The organism is Mycobacterium sp. WUMAC-067 (assembly GCF_020217485.1).
In the GTDB taxonomy this organism is placed as follows: Bacteria; Actinomycetota; Actinomycetes; order Mycobacteriales; family Mycobacteriaceae; genus Mycobacterium.
Window position 1 is genome coordinate 1 of record NZ_JAEKMI010000022.1, and the last position, 19,375, is coordinate 19,375.

The following is a 19,375-nucleotide window of genomic DNA, read 5'->3' on the forward strand; positions in this document are numbered from 1 at the left end:
GGCCGATTTTCGCCGTGGCGTTACGCTCGCGAAACCGGCCTACTCGTCCTGCAGCCGGGGGTCGGCCTCCAGCCCGATCAGCCCATTCCACATGAGGTTGACCAGGTGCGCGGCCACCACTTCTTTCTTGGGCTCGCGGGTGTCGAGCCACCACTGCGCGGTCATCGACACGGAGCCCACCAACGCCTGGGCGTACAGCGGCGCCAGCCCGGGATCCAGGCCCCGACGGGAGAAGTCACCGGCCAGGATGGAGCTGACCTGGTTGACGGCGTCATTGAGCAGGCTCGAGTAGGTGCCTGAGCTGATCGCGGCCGGCGAGTCGCGGATCATGATCCGGAAGCCGTCGGTGCGCTCTTCGACGTAGGTGAGCAGGGCAAGAGCCACCCGCTCGACCCGCACCCGGGAGCGGTTGTTGGTCAGCGACGACGTGATGCCGTCGAGCAGCGCCGACATCTCGCGGTCGACGACCACGGCATAGAGGCCCTCTTTGCCCCCGAAATGCTCGTAGACGACCGGCTTGGACACATTGGCCCGCAGCGCGATCTCCTCGATCGAGGTGCCTTCATACCCGCGCTCGGCGAACAGCGAACGCGCGATGCCGATGAGTTGTTGCCGACGTTCGGTGCCGGTCATCCGCGCGCGCGGCGCCCGCACCTCTTTGTCGGGTTCCTTTTGCGTTTGGGAGTCCAGCACGGCCACGTCAATCAGCGTATCGGGCGGCGGGCGGTTCAGCGGCCGACCAGCGCCCCGCATCGTCATCCGACTAGGCCGGATGGTCGGATTCCTCCTCGGGCCGCAAGCGCCCCGCATCGTCATCCGACTAAAGTCTTCTTGGCGATCCGTCGTGGTGTAATCGGCAGCACCTCTGATTTTGGTTCAGATAGTTCAGGTTCGAGTCCTGGCGACGGAGCTTCCTCCGAATCGAGCGCGGGTCTCCCGCGGCTCGATTTTTTGCCTTCACCGCAGATGAGATGACACGCTTGACGGCGTGTCGGCGCTTCCGCGCGCAGCCCGCGCGGGACAGACCCGAAAAGGAGGGTTGATGTCGTCTCGTGATACCGCGGTCGTGGTGCTAGCGGCCGGGCCCGGCACCCGGATGCGGTCGGACACCCCGAAGGTGCTGCACACCCTCGGTGGGCGCAGCATGCTGTCCCACCTCCTGCACGCGATCGCCAAGGTGGCGCCGCAGCACCTGGCCGTGGTGTTGGGCCACGATCACGAGCGCATCGCGCCGCTGGTCGCCGACTGGGCCGACGCCCTCGGACGTCCCATCGACGTGGCCCTGCAGGACCGGCCGCGGGGCACCGGCGACGCCGTCCTGTGCGGCCTGTCCGCGCTGCCCGACGACTACGCCGGGGTGGTCGTCGTCACCTCCGGCGACACCCCGCTGCTCGACGCCGACACCCTGGCCGACCTCATCGCAGCCCATAGCGCGGCGCCGGCCGCGGCCACGGTGCTGACCACGACGTTGAGCGACCCCAGCGGCTACGGCCGCATCCTGCGCACCCAGGACAATGAGGTCACGGCGATCGTGGAGCACGCCGACGCCACCGAATCCCAGCGCGATATCCGCGAGGTCAACGCCGGCGTCTACGCCTTCGACACCGCGGCGTTGCGCTCGGCGCTGAACCGGTTGAGCTCCAACAACGCCCAACAGGAGCTGTATCTGACCGACGTCATCGCGATCCTGCGCGGCGACGGCCTGGCCATTCACGCCCGCCACGTCGACGACAGCGCGCTGGTGGCCGGCGTCAACAACCGGGTCCAGCTCGCGCAGCTGGGCGCCGAACTCAACCGCCGCATCGTCGCCGCCCACCAGATGGCCGGCGTCACCATCGTCGACCCGGCCACCACCTGGATCGACGTCGACGTCACGATCGGCCGCGACACCGTCATCCACCCCGGGACTCAGCTGCTGGGCCGCACCCAGGTCGGCGGGCACTGCGTCGTCGGCCCGGACACCACCCTCACCGACGTCAGCGTCGGCGACGGCGCGTCGGTGGTGCGGACCCACGGCACCTCGTCGTCGATCGGCGCCGGGGCCACCGTCGGCCCGTTCACCTACCTGCGGCCCGGCACCGTGCTGGGCGACGACGGCAAGCTGGGCGCGTTCGTCGAGACCAAGAACTCCACAATCGGCACCGGCTCCAAAGTGCCGCACCTGACCTACGTCGGGGACGCCGATATCGGCGAGCACAGCAACATCGGCGCGTCCAGCGTGTTCGTCAACTACGACGGCGAATCCAAGCGGCGGACCACCATCGGCTCCCACGTCCGCACGGGGTCGGACACCATGTTCGTGGCCCCGGTGACCGTCGGCGACGGCGCCTACACCGGCGCCGGCACGGTGGTGCGCAACGACGTCCCGCCGGGAACGCTGGCGGTCTCCGCAGGTCCGCAACGCAACATCGAGGGCTGGGTGCGCCGCAAGCGCCCCGGCAGTGCGGCCGCGCAGGCGGCGGAGGCCGCCGAGAAGGCGCCCGCCGCGGAAGCCGAACAGACACCGTGACGTCAGTAGCTGGCAACCCGGCCACATTTCCGTACGATTCGCTTCGTACGATGGGCACTTCCATTTGGATCCGAACGGCAAGGGCAGCACGGTGAGCCACGACTGGACCGATAACCGCAAAAACTTGATGCTCTTCTCCGGTCGGGCGCACCCGGAGCTGGCCGAGCAGGTGGCCAAGGAGCTCGACGTCCACGTCACCGCGCAGACCGCGCGCGAGTTCGCCAACGGCGAGATCTTCGTGCGGTTCCACGAATCCGTGCGAGGGTGTGACGCCTTCGTCCTGCAGTCCGCCCCGGCGCCGGTGAACAACTGGCTGATGGAACAGCTCATCATGATCGACGCGCTCAAGCGGGGCAGCGCCAAGCGGATCACGGCCGTCATGCCGTTCTACCCCTACGCCCGGCAGGACAAGAAGCACCGCGGCCGCGAACCGATCTCGGCGCGTCTGGTCGCCGACCTGCTCAAGACCGCCGGCGCCGACCGGATCGTCACCGTCGACCTGCACACCGATCAGATCCAGGGCTTCTTCGACGGGCCCGTCGATCACATGCGCGGGCAGAACCTGCTCACCGGGTACATCCGGGACAACTACCCCGACGGCAACATGGTCGTCGTCTCCCCCGACTCCGGCCGGGTGCGCATCGCCGAGAAGTGGGCCGACGCCCTGGGCGGTGTCCCGCTGGCCTTCATCCACAAGACCCGCGACCCGCGGGTGCCCAACCAGGTGGTGTCCAACCGCGTCGTCGGTGAGGTGGCGGGGCGGACCTGCGTCTTGATCGACGACATGATCGACACCGGTGGCACCATCGCCGGCGCGGTGAAGCTGCTGCACGACGACGGCGCGGCCGACGTGGTGATCGCCGCCACCCATGGCGTGCTCTCCGATCCGGCCGCCGAGCGGCTGGCCGCCTGCGGCGCCCGGGAAGTGATCGTGACGAACACGTTGCCGATCGGCGAGGAGAAGCGCTTCCCGCAGCTGACCGTCCTGTCCATCGCGCCGCTGCTGGCCAGCACCATCCGCGCCGTATTCGAAAACGGCTCAGTCACAGGGCTATTCGACGGGGACGCCTAAATGGCCGACACCGTCATCTACCACAACCCTCGCTGCAGCACCTCCCGCAAGACACTGGACTTGTTGCGCGACAGCGGCTTTGAGCCTGAAGTCGTCGAATACCTGAAGACCCCGCCATCGCGTGCCGAACTGGTGAAGATGATCCGCGACGCCGGCATCGACGTGCGTACCGCGGTGCGCAAGCGTGAAACCCTGTATGGGGAGCTCAATCTCGCCGACGCGACCGACGATCAGTTGCTCGACGCCATGGCCGAACACCCCATCCTCATCGAACGACCCTTCGTCGTCACGCCGAAGGGCACTCGGCTGGCCCGTCCGATCGACGCGGTCCGCGAGATTCTGTGAATCGCTTCGGCAGCTGCGCGGCCGCCGCCGCGATAGTTGCACTGGCCGTGTCGTCCGCCGGGTGCGCCCCGAAAGCTCCTGACTACCAATCGATCTTGTCGAAGACGCCGACGACCTCGACGACCACCCCGACGGCAAAGCCGGTCCCCCTGTCGCAGTATCTGCAGAGTATTGGGGTCACCGGCCAACCCGTGGCACCGGGATCCGTGCCAGGCCTGACGATCTCGATCCCGACGCCGCAGGGCTGGGCGCCCTTCACCAGTCCCAACATCACGCCGCAAACGCTGATCATCTCCAAGGGCGGCAAATTTCCGACGGCGCGGCTGGTGGTCTTCCAGCTGAACGGGGATTTCGACCCGGCCGAAGTCATCAAGCACGGCAACGACGATGCGCAATTGTTCGAGAATTTCAAGCAGCTGGACGCCTCGGGCGCGCCGTACAACGGCTTCCCGTCGTCGATGATCCAGGGCAGCTACGACCTCGACGGCATGCGGCTGCACAGCTGGAACCGCATCGTGATCCCCACCGGGTCGCCGCCGGACCGCAAGCGTTACCTGGTGCAGTTGACCATCACCAGCCTGGCCAACCAGGCCGCCGCCGAGTCGACGGACATCGACGCGATCATCCGCGGATTCGTCGTCGCGGCCAAGTAAGTAGCGCGAGCTGCCGCTGGAGTTCGATGTCGGTACTGTTCAGCCATGACGAACTGGACCGCCGCAGATCTGCCGTCGTTCGCCGAACGCACCGTGATCATCACCGGCGCCAATAGCGGGTTGGGCGCCGTGACCGCCCGCGAGCTGGCGCGACGCGGTGCCACGATCGTCATGGCCGTGCGCGACATCCGCAAGGGCGAGACCGCCGCCCGGACGATGGCCGGCCAGGTCGAGGTGCGTGAGCTCGACCTGCAGGACCTGTCGTCGGTGCGCCGGTTCGCCGACGGGGTGAGCACGGCCGACGTGCTGATCAACAACGCCGGCATCATGGCGGCCCCGTTCTCCCTGACCGTCGATGGCTTCGAGAGCCAGATCGGCACCAACCACCTGGGGCATTTCGCGCTCACTAATCTGTTGTTGCCCAAGCTCACCGACCGGGTGGTGACGGTCTCGTCAATGGCGCACTGGCCGGGACGCATCAACCTCGACGACCTGAACTGGCAGACGCGGCGGTACTCGCCGTGGCTGGCCTACAGCCAGTCCAAGCTCGCCAACCTGCTGTTCACCAGCGAGCTGCAGCGACGCCTGGCCGCGGCCGGGTCCCCGCTGCGCGCGATCGCCGCCCACCCCGGCTACTCGCACACCAACCTGCAGGGCGCGTCGGGCCGCAAGCTGGGCGACGCGCTGATGTCGGCCGCCACCCGGGTGTTCGCGACCGACGCCGATTTCGGCGCCCGGCAAACCCTGTACGCGGCGTCCCAGGACCTGCCGGGCGACACCTTCGTCGGTCCCAGGTTTGGCCAGATGGGCCGCACGCAACCGGTCGGCCGCAGCCCGCGGGCCAAAGACGCGGCCACCGCGGCGGCGCTGTGGGCGCTGTCCGAAAAGCTCACGAAGACGCAATTCCCCCTCTGAGTCACCTGGGCCACGGCCGAGACCACCCCCGACGCCGAATTTCCCCTCTGAGGTGCACATGCGCTACCCTGACCGGGCGTCACGGCGAGGGTGGCTGGCTGGCCAGCACCGTTATCGACGGAGACCGACGAATCGTCGCGACCCTGGCCGTGCCCCGAACCACCGAGCACACACAGGAGCGACACGATGGCTGCCAAAACACTCAACCAGCTCAAGGTCACGGTGCGAGCCGAGACCGGCAAGGGTGCGTCCCGGCGAGCCCGCCGTGACGGCAAGATCCCGGCCGTCCTCTACGGCCACGGCGCCGATCCTCAGCACCTCGAACTGCCGGGCCATGACTTCGCGGCCGTGCTGCGGCACGCGGGCACCAACGCGGTGCTGACCCTCGACATCGAGGGCAAGGAGCAGCTGGCGCTGACCAAGTCGCTCGACATCCACCCCATCCGCCGCACCATTCAGCACGCCGACCTGCTGGTCGTGCGGCGCGGTGAAAAGGTCGTCGTCGAGGTCCGCGTCGTCATCGAGGGTGACGCCGCGCCCGGCACGCTGGTGACCCAGGAAACCAGCACCATCGAGGTCGAGGCCGACGCCATGTCGATCCCCGAACAGCTGACGGTGTCGGTCGAGGGCACCGAGCCCGGCACCCAGTTCACCGCCGGACAGATCACCCTGCCCAAGGGCGTCAACCTGATCTCCGACCCGGAAATGCTTGTGGTCAACGTGGTTAACGCGCCGACGGCCGAGGAGCTCGCCGAAGAGGGCGCGGGCGAGGTCACCGAGGAGGCCGCGCCGGCCGAGGGCGAAGCCGAAGAGGCCGGCGAAGAAGAGGCCGCCGAAACCGAGTCCGAGTAGGCGGATCGCAACATGGCCGAGCCGTTGCTGGTCGTCGGCCTAGGCAATCCCGGAGACAACTACGCCCGCACCCGACACAATCTCGGGTTCATGGTCGCCGACCTGCTCGCGGCCCGAATGGGTTCGAAGTTCAAGGCGCACAAGCGTTCCGGCGCCGAGATCGTCAGCGGCCGCCTCGTCGGGCACTCGGTCGTCGTCGCCAAGCCGCGCTGCTACATGAACGAATCCGGCCGCCAGGTCGGCCCGTTGGCGAAGTTCTACTCGGTGACGCCGGGCGACATCATCGTCATCCACGACGATCTCGACTTGGACTTCGGCCGCATCCGGCTCAAGATCGGCGGCGGCGAAGGCGGTCACAACGGGCTGCGTTCGTTGGCTAACGCCTTGGGCAGCAAGGACTTTCAGCGGGTCCGCATCGGCATCGGCCGTCCGCCGGGACGCAAAGACCCGGCGGCGTTCGTGCTGGAAAACTTCAATGCCGCCGAGCGCGCCGACGTCCCCACCATCTGCGAACAGGCCGCGGACGCCACGGAGTTGCTGATCGAGCTGGGGTTAGAGCCCGCGCAGAACCGCGTCCACGCCTGGTAAAGGCGACGGACCCTAGGTGACCAGGGTGACCGAGTTGGATCGCCGCAACTTGCCCGACGGCGTCTTCGGGATGGTCCCCGGTCCGAGCACCACCACGTTGCGCGGCCGCACGTCGACCTCGGCCACCACCTCGCGGGCGACCTGGTGCTCGATGCGACGCACCTCGGTCTGGTCCTGGAAGGCGTTGGACTCCACGGCCACGGCGAACGTCTCGCGGGAGTGGCCGGCGTCCAGCCGCACCGCCACGGCGCAGCCGGGCCGCACCCCCTCCACGCGGCAGGCGGCGCGCTCGATGTCGGTCGGATAGATGTTGCGGCCGGCCATGATGATGACGTCCTTGACGCGGCCGCACACGACGACGTGGCCCTCCTCGGTCAGGTAGCCGAGGTCACCGGTGTCGTACCAGCCGTTCTCGTCCTGGGCCGAGATGAAACCGCCCATGGTCAGGTAGCCGGGCGTCAGCGACTCGCCGCGCAGCTCGATCACGCCGACACCGCGGGGCGGCATCACCTCGCCGTTCTCGTCGATGATGCGCGCCTCGAGGTCCTGCAGCAGCGGACCGAGCGTGGCCAGCCTGCGGGTGTTGCCCTTGGTGGCGGGTACGGCGCGGCGCAGGGCGGCCAGCAGGTCGGCGTCGACCTCGTCGACGACCAGGCCGGCGTTGCACTCCGAAAACGAAACGGCCAGTGTGGTTTCGGCCATGCCGTAGGCGGGCAGGATCGCCGAGGTCTTCAGGCCGAACGGCTTGCCGGCGTCCAGCAGGTCCTCGACGTCGGCGGGTTCGACGGGCTCGGCGCCGGACAGCGCGAAGCGCAGCGTCGACAGGTCGAAGTCGCCGGGCTTGGCCTGCCGGCGCAGCCGCTTGGCCAGCAGAGCGTAGGCGAAGTTGGGCGCCGCGGTCATGGTGCCCTTGTACTTGTCGATGAGCTTGGCCCACAGCAGTGTGTCGCGCAGGAAGTCCATCGGGGTGACCTTGACCAGCTCGGCGCCGAAGTACATCGGAATGGTGAGGAAGCCGACCATGCCCATGTCGTGGAAGCAGGGCAGCCAGCTCACCATGACGTCCGTGTCGACGTCGTACTGGGCGCCGATGAACATCGCCTCGGCGTTGGAGTAGATGTTGCGGTGGGTGATCTGCACCGCCTTGGGGGACCCGGTCGAACCGGACGTCAGCTGCATCAGCGCCAGCGCGTCCTCGCTGACCTCGACGGGGTCGATCGGCTCCGCCGCGAGCAGATCGGCGACGGTGACGACCTTGATGCCCTTCTCCTCGAGCACCGGGATGGCCACCAGGAACGGCTCCGAGACGACGACGGCCTTCGCCTCGATCATGCCGATGACGTTCATGGTGTCTTCGGCCCACACGGCCAGGTCGGTGCGGGGCGTGGGCTGGTGCAGCATGGTCAGGCTGGCCCCGCGCATCCACAGGCCCTGCGCCGTCGGCGCGATCTCCACCGGGAAACCGGCGAGCACGCCGACCGCGTCGCCGGGCCCGATGCCCGCGGCGGCCAGGCCGCCCGCGATGCGGCGCGCGCGCTCGTGGACCTCGCCCCAGGTGTGGCGTACCGGGTCGTGCGGTTCACCGGTGACCATGCCCGTCGTCACGGACCGGGCATTGCGGTACATCTTCTCGGTAAACCTGCTCACAACAGCCTCCTCGGTTCCAGCCCTCGTCCCAACGCCCGGGATCTCATATTCCGCCCGCCGGGTAGCTCTACGCCGCAGGCACGCAAACACGGTTGGGCGGCGGTTAGGTCTCGGATCGGTGATGCGCCCGCGCCCGCCACGAAACGGCGGCGTGCGTTCGCCCGACAAGCGCAAAACGGGCCCGACAAACTCTGTCGGGCCGGATGCATTAATCGTCCGCCGGAACGCCCGGCGGACGATGGAATTAAGTGATCTTGCTCAGCGCTTCCCGTCACCGCGCATTATCTTAAGCTCCTCTTAGGGACGCGCCAAACTAATGCGCAAAATGGGAAAATATTCACACCTCGGTCGGCGCGGGCACCACCCGCGCACCGGCCACCGGCCCGCTGGCCACTCGAACCGTGCGGCACACCCCCGCCCCGGACACCTCGGTGCCCACGTCGACCGCCGACGCTGCCGACGCGCACAAAAACGCACACGTCGGGCCCGAGCCGGACACGATGCCCGCCAGGGCACCGGCGTCCACGCCGGCGCGCAGCGTGCGCCGCAGACCGGGGTTCAGGCTCACCGCGGCCGCCTGCATCTCGTTGCCCAGCAGCGGGGCCAGCTGTTCGGCATCACCGGCGGCCAACGCGGCCAGCACCGGCCCGGGCGCGGGCAGCCGCGGCGGATCCCCCGCCTCCCGGAGCCGGTCCAGTTCGGTGAAGACCGCCGGCGTGAGCAGCTCGCTGTCCGCGAACGCCAACACCCAGTGGAAGGTGTTGCGCGACAACACCGTCGCCAACTCCTCACCGCGCCCGGTGCCCAACGCGGTGCCGCCATGCAGCGCGAACGGCACGTCGCTGCCCAGCCGCGCGGCGAGCATGCGCAGGTCGCGGCGGGGCACGTTGAGTTCCCACAACGAGTTCATGGCGACCAGCACCGCCGCCGCGTCGGCGCTGCCGCCGCCCATGCCGCCGGCCACGGGTATCGACTTGTCGATCATGATCGACACATCCGGAGCCCGGCCGACGTGTTCGGCCATCAGTTCGGCGGCCTGCCAGGCGAGGTTGCGTTCGTCGGTGGGCAGCTTGTCGGCGCCCTCGCCGACGATGTCGAGCGACAGCACATCGGCATTGCGCACGGTCACCTCGTCGAGCAACGAGACGGCCTGGAATATCGTCGTCAGCTCGTGATAGCCGTCCTCGCGGCGGTCACCGACCGCCAGGTAGAGGTTGACTTTTCCGGGCACCCGAACGGTGACCGACCCGGTGGGCACCCAAGCCGCAGCGGTATTGCCGTCAGACGCGGACACCGCAGCAGACTATCGCTGCTGCCGGCCAACCACACGTAGCGGCGCCTCGGCGGAGCGCTGCAACAGCCGCACGAAGTCGTCGATGGACAGCGTCTCACCGCGACGGGCGGGATCGATGCTGGCGGCCAGCAACCGGTCCGCCGACTCGTTACCCGAGCCGGCCCAGTCCAGGAACGCGTTGCGACAGGTCTTGCGGCGCTGACCGAAGGCGATGTCCACCAGCTCGAACACCCGCCGCCGGAACGCCTCGTCGGTGGGCCACGGCGAGGTCGCGTACCGGTCGATGCGGACCACGCCGGAGTAGACGCGGGGAATCGGCCAGAAGACGGTCGGCGAGACCGTGCCGCAACGGCGAACCGTGCCGAAGAAGCGAACCTTGACGCTGGGCACGCCGTACTCCTTGCCGCCGGGTTCGGCGGCAAGGCGTTCGGCGACCTCGGCCTGCACCATCACCGTCACGACCCGAATGGACGGGAACTCGGCGAGCAGGTGCAACAGCGCCGGGACCGCGACGTTGTAGGGCAGGTTCGCGACCAGGGCCGTCGGCGCGACGGCCAGTTCGTCACGGCGGAGGGTCAAGACGTCACGGTTGAGCACGCTCAGGCGCTGGATCTCGCTGTGCGAGTGCTCGGCGACGGTGCGCGGCAGCCGTTCGGCCAGCACCGGATCGATTTCGACCGCGGTGACGGGGGCGCCCCGGTCCAGCAACGCGAGCGTCAGCGAACCGAGGCCGGGACCGACTTCCAACACGTGGTCGGATCGGCCGATCCCGGAGGTCGACACCACCCGTCGCACCGTGTTGGCGTCGTGGACGAAATTCTGGCCGAGCGATTTTCGTGGCCGAAATTCAAGTTCTTTGGCCAGCCGCCTGATCTCGGTGCGCCCGAGTAGCCGGATGGTCAGCGCGCACCAGCTCTTCCGCTGCACACTGGCCACGCACCCCAACCCTGGCGCTCTCGGGTCACCTCGGCGACGGTGATCTGCTCCTCGCGGGTGGCGAGGTCGGCGCGGGAGGCGAACCGCAACCCGCCGTTGCGCTCCCACGTGCCCTGGTCGAACTGCACACCGCCGTAATACCCGTTTCCGGTGTTGATCGCCCAGTTTCCGCCGGCCTCACAGCCCGCGATCGCATCCCAGATGGAGCCGTCACTGATCGGAGGCACCTCGGTGCCCGGCTTGGTGCCGATCCGGACCACCGATTCGCGGGCGGGCGTGATCACCGTGTTGGCGATCGGCAGCCGACCGGTCTCGACCCCGTTGACGGTGGCCACGGAGAAGGTGACGTCCTGCGTGCCCGGGCTGCCGGGGTCCTCGACCACCTGGCGGCTCATGTTCATCTCCGGATCTTCGATCCGACGCGCGTTGGGCGGCAACGGGATTCGCTCGGTGACCTGCTGGATCCGGTTGCGGGTCACCTGGACTTCCATTCCGTCGACGATCGGCATCGTCGCGGCGGGCACCACCTGGTCGCTCTCGAGCAGCGGCGCGCCGGCGGCGCTCAGCAAGCCGGCGACGTTGGGGGCGGCCAGATGCACGGTGCGGACGGCGCCGCCGTCGTTGATGCGGACGGTCTTGGCGCTGACGACGGGCAGCGCCATCCCGGCCAGAGGGACGCGGCTGCCGCGGTTGGCCGCGGCGGGCGCGGTATCGGTCATCGCCAGCTGGGCCAGCGCCTCGTCGACGGTGGACGCCGTGGTCCACACCTGCTTGGTGTCATGGCCGTCCAGCGAGATCTGCAACGGGCGGCTGCGCCGGAGCACGATCTTGCCGGCGTCGTGCACCGCGACATCGGCGGCGGGGTACAGGTCGTCACGGTCGTCGATGACGAAGCCGTTCTCCTCGACGACGTCGATGACCCGGGACTTCATGGTCGTCACCTGCATGGCGACGCCGTCGACGGTCAACGTCACCGTCTTGCACACCGAGATCGCATATCCGCCCGCGAATGCCAGGACTACCAGCAGCCCTCCGACCACGAGACGCAACATCGGCGAAGGATTCTGATGAAGTTTTGTCAATACACTCAACGCGCGCTACCCAACCCTCAGCAACCACTCATTTAGCAGCAGGTCATAAATTAAGGGCCCGTAGGCCCAACCGTTCGATCACAAGACGGTAACGAACTGGCCAATGTTGGGCAACTCCGACGCGGCGATGTGAAATGAATCGCCCGGTCAGTCGCCTCAGTGAGCGGCCAATCCGTACACCCGTCGAGCATTGCTCGTCGTGACCTGAGCCAGCTCTTCCGGGCGGCGATCCACCAGTTCGGCGATCGCCCGAACAGTATAAGGAAGGCAATAGGGCTCATTCGCCGTCCCCCGGTGCGGATGCGGCGTCAAAAACGGGGCATCGGTCTCCACCAGCAGCTGCTCGGGCGGTATCAACGGAACGGCTTCGCGCAGGGCGCGCGCGTTGCGGAAGCTGACGGTGCCGGACAGGCTCAGCAGCCATCCGGCGTCCACGCAGCGCCGCGCCATGGCGGCGTCGGAGGAAAAGCAGTGGAAGATCACGACCTCCGGGGCGCCCTCGGCGGCCAGCACGTCGAGCACCTCGGCGTCGGCCTCCCGGTTGTGGATCATCAGCGGTTTGCCGCACCGCTTCGCCAGATCGATATGCCAGGCGAAGGCCTCCCGCTGGACGGCGGGCTCGGCGCAGCCGTCCAGGCGCCCGGGCCAATACATGTCCATGCCGGTCTCGCCGACCGCCACCACGCGGGGGTGCGCCACCAGCCGCTCGATCTCGGCGCGGGCGGCCTCGGTGAGCGCGTCGGCGCGGGTGGGGTGCAACGCCGTCGCGGCGTAGACCCGCGGGTCCCATTCGGCGGCGCGGCTGACCCAGCGCGCCGATTCCAGGTCGTCGGCGATGGTGACGACGGCGCCCACCCCGACCGCCGCGGCGCGGTCGACAATGGCCCGCACTCCCCCGGCGTCGGTGGCGCCGCACGCGTCGAGGTGGGTGTGCGCATCGACGAGGGGGCTCAGGGGCTCGGGAGCCGGGGGCGGCTGGCGTTTGGAACTCACGCGCACACAATAGGGTGAACTGCGATGAGGCCGTATTACGTCACCACCGCAATCACCTACCCGAATGGCGATCCGCACATCGGGCACGCGTACGAATACATCGCCACCGACGCGATCGCCCGGTTCAAGCGGCTCGACGGGTTCGACGTTCGGTTTCTGACCGGCACCGACGAGCACGGCCTCAAGATGGTCGAGACCGCGGCCGCCGAGGGCATCGGCACGGCCGAGCTGGCCCGGCGCAACTCCGATGTGTTCCAGCGCCTGCAGGAGCGGTTGAACATCTCCTTCGACCGCTTCATCCGCACCACCGACCCCGACCATCACGAGGCATCCAAGGCGATCTGGCGCCGGATGGCCGACGCCGGCGACATCTACCTGGACACCTACTCGGGCTGGTACTCGGTGCGCGACGAACGCTTCTTCGTCGAATCGGAAACCAGACTCCTCGAGGACGGGACCCGGGCGGCTGTGGAAACCGGCGCCCCGCTGACGTGGACGGAGGAGCAGACCTACTTCTTCCGCCTCTCGGCGTATGCCGACAAGCTGCTGGCCCACTACGAGGCGAACCCGGACTTCATCGCGCCCGAGGTGCGCCGCAACGAGGTCGTCAGTTTCGTGGCGGGCGGCCTGCGCGATCTGTCCATCTCGCGCACCTCGTTCGACTGGGGCGTGCACGTGCCCGAGCATCCCGACCATGTGATGTACGTCTGGGTCGACGCGCTGACCAACTACCTGACCGGGGTCGGCTACCCGGACACCGACTCGGAGATGTTCCGCCGCTACTGGCCGGCCGACCTGCACATGATCGGAAAGGACATCATCCGGTTTCACACCGTGTACTGGCCGGCGTTTCTGATGTCGGCCGGAATCGAGCTGCCGCGAAGGGTTTTCGCGCACGGATTCCTGCTCAACCGCGGCGAGAAGATGAGCAAGTCGGTGGGCAACGTCGTCGACCCGATCACCCTGATCGAGGAGTTCGGCGTGGACCAGGTGCGTTATTTCCTGTTGCGGGAAGTCCCGTTCGGCCAGGACGGCAGCTTCAGCGAAGAGGCCATCATCACCCGGATCAACACCGATCTGGCCAATGAACTGGGCAACCTGGCCCAGCGGTCGTTGTCGATGATCGCCAAGAACCTGGGCGGCGTGCTGCCCGAACCCGGGGAGTTCACCGAAGCCGACACCGCCCTGCTGGCGACGGCCGACGGTCTGTTGGAGCGCCTGCGCGCCAGTTTCGAAGCGCAGGCGATGCACCTGGCGCTGGAAGCGATCTGGCTGATGCTCGGCGAGGCCAACAGATACTTCTCGGCGCAACAGCCCTGGGTCTTGCGCAAGAGCGAGTCGGAAGCGGATCAGAAGCGTTTCGCGACAGTGCTTTACACGACGTGCGAAGTGGTTCGCATTGCGGCGCTGTTGATTCAGCCGGTGATGCCCGATGCGGCGAGCAAGCTACTGGAGCTGCTCGGCCAGAAGCCCGAGCAGCGCGGGTTCGACGCCATCGGCACGCGGCTGGCGCCCGGCACGGCACTGCCGGCGCCGAGCGGCGTCTTCCCGCGCTACCAAGTCGACTAATTGCCTGCGAGGCGAACGCGAACGGTGACGCGGCCGTTGGCGTCTCGATGAGCGATCGCATGCCCGGCCCGTTCGGCGCCATCGAGCGTCAGCGACATCGGAGCGCCCTCGCCGACGAAGTTGCGCCACCATGTCTTGGCGTCGGGCATATTCGCGACGATCTCGATATCGTTGCCGCGCCGGCGATAGGCCACCGGTATCGAAAACGTCCGTCCCGAACGCCGTCCCGTGTAGGTGACGAGCGTGATGCTGCGCCTGATGCCTGCGCCGAAGCGCGAGGCCGCTATCGCCGCGACCGGCGCGTTCAAGAGCGGCGCCGCGCGCATGAGCAGGCGCCCGACTTTGTTGCCCATGGTCATTGTCCCGATATCCCTTCCGAGTTCAGATCAGCAGCGCCAGGCATAACCCGGCGACCGCCAGGCCCTGCAGGGTGGCCCTCGTGGTGATCACCTTGTCCCAGTTACGTTGCAGCGCTCGAACATTCGTTGGCGGCCCGGGCCGATCGACTCCGGCGATGAGTTGGTGGTTGATCGGTGCGCTCACCCGCAGATAGAGCAGCAGCCACACCAGCAGCAGGCCCACGGAGGCGCCGGCCGCGCCGGCTTGCGCCCAGTGGCCGGCCGCCGCGGCGAATACCGCGCTGAGGGCGGCGGCGCCGAGGCCGAGCATTCCCGGCACCGGCATCCGGCGGTCTCCGTAGCGATGAATGTTGCCCATCACCGCGAGCAGCGCCCGGTCGTCGACGCGGGCCAGCGCGGGCCGCTGCACCATCGCGCAGAACACGTCGGTGCCGTAAACCACCGCGGTGCCCAGCACCGCGATGACCGCGAACAGCGTGGCGATCATGATGCGCACTCCTCGTCGGCAGCAGGTGTTAGCGACGCTAACCCCCATAACCGGCCGTGTCAATAGCACCGCTAGATTTTATATCGGCGCTACGATGGGTCCATGTCCATCGAGGACCGCCGGGCACGCGAACGGGCCGCCCGCCGTCGGCTGATCACCGCTACCGCGCGCAAGCTGGCCGAGCAAGAGGGTTGGGACGCCGTCACCACCCGCCGGCTCTCCGCCGAAATCGAGTACAGCCAACCGGTGCTCTACAAACACTTCTCGGGCATGGAAGACATCTCCGCGTCGGTCGCGGTCGAGGGATTCGGCGAACTCGCGGACGCGCTCCGCACCGCGCGCGGCGGCGCCACCGACGGCCGGGACGCCCTGGCGCGGGTCGCCGAGGCCTTCATCGGGTTCGCTCGTGACAACCCCGCCCTGTTCGATGCGATGTTCACCCGCGCGACCACGCTGCCGTTCGCCGCCGCGGAAACCCCGGCCGAGCTGACGGCGGCGTTCGCCGAACTGCGCGCGGTGGTGGAGACGATCGCGGGCCCGCGGGACCCCGACACCCTGACCGAGGTGCTGTGGGCGGCCCTGCACGGCCTGGTCACCCTCGATCGCGGCGCCCGGTTGCGACGCGACCACCACGCCGCCCGCGTCGACATCCTGATCAGCGGGTTGTGCGGCGCCCCCACACCGGCGACCTGAGGCCGGTGACCGGCGCGTGAATGGCCGAACAATTCGGTTGCGGATCAAGCGACTTCAACGACGCCAGCAAATCCCTTTCGGGGAAAGCCCCCAACATATCCGCTGCCATAGCCCATAATCGGGCTGTGGAACGACGCCAGAACCGGCAACAGAGCCAATCGCCGATGACGACCTTGAAGGAGCTGCCGGCACTGGTGGTGCTGGAGCGGATCCCGGTTCCGGTGCTGGCCATCGGCGACGACGGCAGTATCTTGTTCGCCAACACCGCGTTTGCCGACATGATGGGCTACGAGCCGGAGGAAACCCTGTCGCTGCGGTTCGAACAGATCTTCCATCAGGCCCCGGCGTCGGAATCGCTGCTGGCGACCGTGCATGCTCTCGCGAACATGGTCGTCGAACTGGCGCACAAGGACGGCTCGGTCGTGCGCGCGATGATGAGCAAGTCCGCGGTGCGGCGGGTGGATGATCAGTTCGCCCTCGCCGCATTCCAGGATCTGACCGAGCAGCTCTGGGAAGAAGCGCGCTAGCAGGTCCTCAGGGGCGCGCCCAGTCAAACGCTATCGGCGCCGCCATGATTCGCGCCTGACACGCCACACGATCACCCCTGCCCCGACGATGGCGACAACGACCCACCCCGCGCCGAACCACCACAGCCAGTCGAGGTCGGAATGGCTTCCGGATCCCGCGGCGGCCGCACCGGCGGGCAACGGCGGATGATCGACGGTCACCGGGTCTTGTCCCGGTACCGACACCACCGCAACGCCCTTGAGCCGCTGCCAGTGCTTGTTGTCGTCGCCCTTGAGCCACCTGATCAGCTCGTCAAGCTGTCCGGGCGCCCCATTGGACGTCGCGATCAGCAGTGTGCGGCCGCGGTTGAAAACCGTTTGGAGAGAGGCGAATCGCAGCACCGGGTCCAACGTGAGCTTGGTGGGCTTGTCGCCGGACCCGACGGCGTTGACGGTGATCGGGCCGCTGGGCCCCGCGGCCACGGGGAGCGTCACGTCGGACTGATTCCAGCCGTCGGCGGAAATCAGCAGCGCGGGATTCGAGGAATCGACCGCTTGCTTCACGCTGGTGACGGTGGTGTCGATGGGCATCGAACTCATCCGCTGCAGACCCACCATGATGTCGAGCGCGCGCACCGTGTCGACCAACGAGTGCTCCGCGATGCCCACCTGCACGCGGGGCATCAAGGTCTGCGGTACCGACTGAAGGCCGTCCGGCGTCGGCGGCGCCGCGCTACTGCTCTGAATAGTGCTGTCGCCGTTGATGTTCAACGTCAGCAGCTGATTTCCGGGCCCTGCGGTGTAGAAGTCTCCGCAATGCCCGACGTTGCTCGCGACGTCGAGCACCATTTCGATGTTGGTGTAGCGCTGCAGGAGCCGATCCGGCACGTCGATCCACCGGTCGATGCCGCCCTGGCCATCGGTCGGCCAGTGATCGATGGTCTCGGGACCGATCGTGACGGCGATCCGGCCGGCGATATTGGGCGGCGTCGGCGTGTAGGAACCCTGCAGATGCACGCGGACCCCGTGGATGGACCTGCCAAACCGGGTCTGGTCCAGTCCGATCGACACCCGCGGTTGCAGGGAAGTCGCGTTGATGAACGGGCGCCCGAGGTCGCGGAGCGTGGCGGTGTCCCCCGCCAGTTGCACTGTGGGCTTCACCGATTCCGCCGAGGCCCTGGAGGAAAAGGCGAGCTCCGACAGGTCGCTGAAGAGCACCGCGATGTTCGATTCGTCCGTTTGGCCCAGCGGCCCGGAGACCAGGAGCCACGGCACACCGGTCGCGCCCTGCAGGGAAAGGCCGTTGTCCGGGCCCTCTTTGACGACGACCTGGCGTTCCAGCGGCGCCGGCGGCGTCGGCGGGGCCGCCTGTCCTTCCTGCAACGGGACCACGACGATCTCGGGAGCCTGTTTGCCGTAATGCGACGCGGTGGAGGCGGCCAGTCGGATTGCCGTGTCGGACTCGGCAGTTGACGGCGATTGCGGCAAATAGATGGTCAGCTTTCGCAGCACCGGCGGCAAGAAATGAGCCACTGTGGTGGGCGGCAGTTCGGTCCCGGTGTAGGTGACCGTTCCGTTGGCGAGCCGAAGCGGGCTTTCCGGGTACAAGCAATATCCGTCCAGCGGCACCAGGTACGTACGCACCGTCACGCTCAGAAAGTTGTCGACGACCTCCGCTCCGGTCAGCGGGATGACGATCGGGGCCTGATCGGTCGTCGGCAGGTTGACCCGCGCGATGGTGCGATCGCCCTGTGTCACGGTGATGAGCCCCGACCGCAGATTGATTGGCAGTTCGACGGTCGCGTTCAGCGCCGTCGGGGTCAGCCCATGCAGTACCGGCAGAGTCAGCGGCACGTTGTTGGTCAGGCCCCAGAACTCCAAGGTGGAGGAAGACCCAAGATCGGCCAACGTCAGCGTCGTCGTCGAATCCGTCGTTGTGAGCGGATCGGTGGGCGCACCCCATGATGCCGCGGGAGCATTCATCACCAAGAAACCGACGACACCGGCGAGTGCAATTGCTCGGCCGAGAGCTTTCCGGAACATCACCGGAACAGTATGCATTGTTGAAAGCGCTTCAACCCCAATAACGGAAAGGCCGTTGCGGCGACCGCGAAAAGGTGTCCCGCAACGGCTCTCACCGAACGCTAATCGGTTTCCGGTTCCCCGCCGTCCTCGTCGAGCGGGGCGCTGGCCGCGGTATGGCGCATCACTTCGCGCCGCAGAAATTGCTGGAAGTAGGGCAGCGACGCTTCCGAGACGACGCCGGGCAGCAGGAGTTCCCAGAGCTGATGCAACCGAGCGAAGGGATCACCGATGACGTCCCCGATCCTGCCGTGGCTGGATATCGCGGTCGCGATCAGCCGTGTCCCGGATATCGTGCCCACGATCGACGCGCTGAGCACGTCGGGGTCGATGCCGCTCCGAAGGTCGCCTTCCTTGACCGCGCGGCGCGCCTCCTGGGCCGTCTCCAGCACCAAGTTGGCGTAGAAGCGCGAGGCCGCCCCGTTGAATCCGCTTAAGGCGGTGGCCAATTGCGCGGCCGCCCGGGCCATTTTGTCGGAGCCCAACACGTCGACGATCGTGAATGAGCCGTGCACAATGTTTTCCAGCCCCGGCGATGACGACTTACAGACATTTCGATAAGCGCTGAGGATCGCGTCAGACCCTTCCTCGATGATGTTCGAGGCTAACGATTCTTTCGAATCAAAGTGGTGATAGAGGGCGCCTTTGGTCATGCCCGTCCGCTCGATGATCGTGCTCCATCCGGCGGCCGCGTACCCGACCTCGCCGAACACTTCGATCGCGGCGTCGAGGATTTTTTGCCGAGTGGCCTCAGACCGAACCTGGCGCGGCATCGCCGCTGCAC

20 protein-coding genes and 1 tRNA gene are annotated in these 19,375 nt (G+C 67.6%); 11 read left to right on the top strand and 10 right to left on the bottom strand.

Annotated elements, in window-relative coordinates; translation table 11 throughout:
* Positions 1–39: 39 nt before the first annotated feature.
* Positions 40–633: a TetR/AcrR family transcriptional regulator gene (locus JF781_RS16480; RefSeq protein WP_008254212.1), complete on the bottom strand. Its 594-nt coding sequence runs from the start codon at positions 631–633 to the stop codon at positions 40–42.
* A 205-nt stretch (positions 634–838) separates the two neighbouring features.
* Here JF781_RS16480 and JF781_RS16485 point away from each other — a divergent pair.
* The 8 genes from JF781_RS16485 to pth all read left to right on the top strand — a co-directional run bounded on the left by JF781_RS16485 (position 839) and on the right by pth (position 6,934).
* Positions 839–910, top strand: a tRNA-Gln gene (locus JF781_RS16485).
* Positions 911–1,042: 132 nt separating this feature from the next.
* Entirely contained in the window at positions 1,043–2,509 is a 1,467-nt protein-coding gene (glmU, locus tag JF781_RS16490) for a bifunctional UDP-N-acetylglucosamine diphosphorylase/glucosamine-1-phosphate N-acetyltransferase GlmU (protein WP_225328064.1), read from the top strand.
* 91 nt (positions 2,510–2,600) lie between these two features.
* A complete protein-coding gene (locus JF781_RS16495) occupies positions 2,601–3,581 on the top strand; it encodes a ribose-phosphate diphosphokinase (protein ID WP_225328063.1) in 981 nt (326 codons plus the stop codon).
* Positions 3,582–3,926, top strand: a complete 345-nt coding sequence (gene arsC, locus JF781_RS16500; protein WP_225328062.1) for an arsenate reductase (glutaredoxin) — start codon at positions 3,582–3,584, stop codon at positions 3,924–3,926. It begins immediately after the preceding gene.
* The gene (locus tag JF781_RS16505; RefSeq protein WP_225328061.1) at positions 3,923–4,579 is read left to right on the top strand and encodes an LpqN/LpqT family lipoprotein; all 657 of its coding nucleotides are present in this window, start codon (positions 3,923–3,925) and stop codon (positions 4,577–4,579) included. The genes arsC and JF781_RS16505 overlap by 4 nt, the downstream gene beginning before the upstream one ends.
* A 45-nt stretch (positions 4,580–4,624) precedes the next feature.
* Complete coding sequence (locus JF781_RS16510) at positions 4,625–5,494, top strand: oxidoreductase (RefSeq protein ID WP_225328060.1); 870 nt, start codon at positions 4,625–4,627, stop codon at positions 5,492–5,494.
* A gap of 186 nt (positions 5,495–5,680) precedes the next feature.
* A complete protein-coding gene (locus tag JF781_RS16515; protein WP_225328059.1) occupies positions 5,681–6,346 on the top strand; it encodes a 50S ribosomal protein L25/general stress protein Ctc in 666 nt (221 codons plus the stop codon).
* A gap of 12 nt (positions 6,347–6,358) precedes the next feature.
* Positions 6,359–6,934 (top strand): aminoacyl-tRNA hydrolase, encoded by a 576-nt coding sequence (pth, locus tag JF781_RS16520; protein WP_225328058.1) that lies wholly within the window; start codon positions 6,359–6,361, stop codon positions 6,932–6,934.
* A 12-nt stretch (positions 6,935–6,946) separates the two neighbouring features.
* On the opposite strand, the gene JF781_RS16525 is transcribed toward pth, so the two are convergent.
* From JF781_RS16525 to JF781_RS16545, 5 genes are all read right to left on the bottom strand, one after another.
* Entirely contained in the window at positions 6,947–8,581 is a 1,635-nt protein-coding gene (locus JF781_RS16525) for a fatty acyl-AMP ligase (protein ID WP_225328057.1), read from the bottom strand.
* A gap of 337 nt (positions 8,582–8,918) precedes the next feature.
* Positions 8,919–9,875 carry a 4-(cytidine 5'-diphospho)-2-C-methyl-D-erythritol kinase gene (locus tag JF781_RS16530; RefSeq protein ID WP_225328056.1) on the bottom strand — a complete coding sequence of 319 codons (957 nt, stop codon included), beginning with the start codon at positions 9,873–9,875 and terminating at the stop codon, positions 8,919–8,921.
* A 9-nt stretch (positions 9,876–9,884) separates the two neighbouring features.
* Positions 9,885–10,811 (bottom strand): 16S rRNA (adenine(1518)-N(6)/adenine(1519)-N(6))-dimethyltransferase RsmA, encoded by a 927-nt coding sequence (rsmA, locus tag JF781_RS16535; protein ID WP_225328055.1) that lies wholly within the window; start codon positions 10,809–10,811, stop codon positions 9,885–9,887.
* Complete coding sequence (locus JF781_RS16540; protein ID WP_225328054.1) at positions 10,775–11,902, bottom strand: resuscitation-promoting factor; 1,128 nt, start codon at positions 11,900–11,902, stop codon at positions 10,775–10,777. The genes rsmA and JF781_RS16540 overlap by 37 nt, the downstream gene beginning before the upstream one ends.
* A gap of 156 nt (positions 11,903–12,058) precedes the next feature.
* Positions 12,059–12,901, bottom strand: coding sequence for a TatD family hydrolase (locus JF781_RS16545; protein WP_225328053.1), 843 nt, complete (start codon positions 12,899–12,901; stop codon positions 12,059–12,061).
* A gap of 18 nt (positions 12,902–12,919) precedes the next feature.
* On the opposite strand from JF781_RS16545, the gene metG reads away from it, so the two are divergent.
* Entirely contained in the window at positions 12,920–14,464 is a 1,545-nt protein-coding gene (gene metG, locus JF781_RS16550; RefSeq protein ID WP_225328052.1) for a methionine--tRNA ligase, read from the top strand.
* On the opposite strand, the gene JF781_RS16555 is transcribed toward metG, so the two are convergent.
* Together JF781_RS16555 and JF781_RS16560 are read right to left on the bottom strand one after the other, a co-directional pair.
* Complete coding sequence (locus JF781_RS16555) at positions 14,461–14,823, bottom strand: nitroreductase/quinone reductase family protein (RefSeq protein WP_225328051.1); 363 nt, start codon at positions 14,821–14,823, stop codon at positions 14,461–14,463. The genes metG and JF781_RS16555 overlap by 4 nt on opposite strands.
* A gap of 22 nt (positions 14,824–14,845) precedes the next feature.
* Complete coding sequence (locus JF781_RS16560) at positions 14,846–15,319, bottom strand: DUF1772 domain-containing protein (RefSeq protein WP_225328050.1); 474 nt, start codon at positions 15,317–15,319, stop codon at positions 14,846–14,848.
* A gap of 93 nt (positions 15,320–15,412) precedes the next feature.
* Between JF781_RS16560 and JF781_RS16565 the strand changes: the two genes are divergently transcribed.
* Both JF781_RS16565 and JF781_RS16570 read left to right on the top strand, forming a co-directional pair.
* Positions 15,413–16,003 (top strand): TetR/AcrR family transcriptional regulator, encoded by a 591-nt coding sequence (locus JF781_RS16565; RefSeq protein ID WP_225328049.1) that lies wholly within the window; start codon positions 15,413–15,415, stop codon positions 16,001–16,003.
* Between the two features lie 164 nt (positions 16,004–16,167).
* Positions 16,168–16,530 carry a PAS domain S-box protein gene (locus JF781_RS16570; RefSeq protein WP_008254177.1) on the top strand — a complete coding sequence of 121 codons (363 nt, stop codon included), beginning with the start codon at positions 16,168–16,170 and terminating at the stop codon, positions 16,528–16,530.
* Positions 16,531–16,560: 30 nt separating this feature from the next.
* Here the strand turns inward: JF781_RS16570 and JF781_RS16575 are convergent, their stop codons facing one another.
* Positions 16,561–18,570, bottom strand: a complete 2,010-nt coding sequence (locus JF781_RS16575) for a hypothetical protein (RefSeq protein ID WP_225328048.1) — start codon at positions 18,568–18,570, stop codon at positions 16,561–16,563.
* An 83-nt stretch (positions 18,571–18,653) separates the two neighbouring features.
* Positions 18,654–19,364 carry a TetR/AcrR family transcriptional regulator gene (locus JF781_RS16580; protein WP_225328047.1) on the bottom strand — a complete coding sequence of 237 codons (711 nt, stop codon included), beginning with the start codon at positions 19,362–19,364 and terminating at the stop codon, positions 18,654–18,656.
* Positions 19,365–19,375 lie beyond the last annotated feature (11 nt).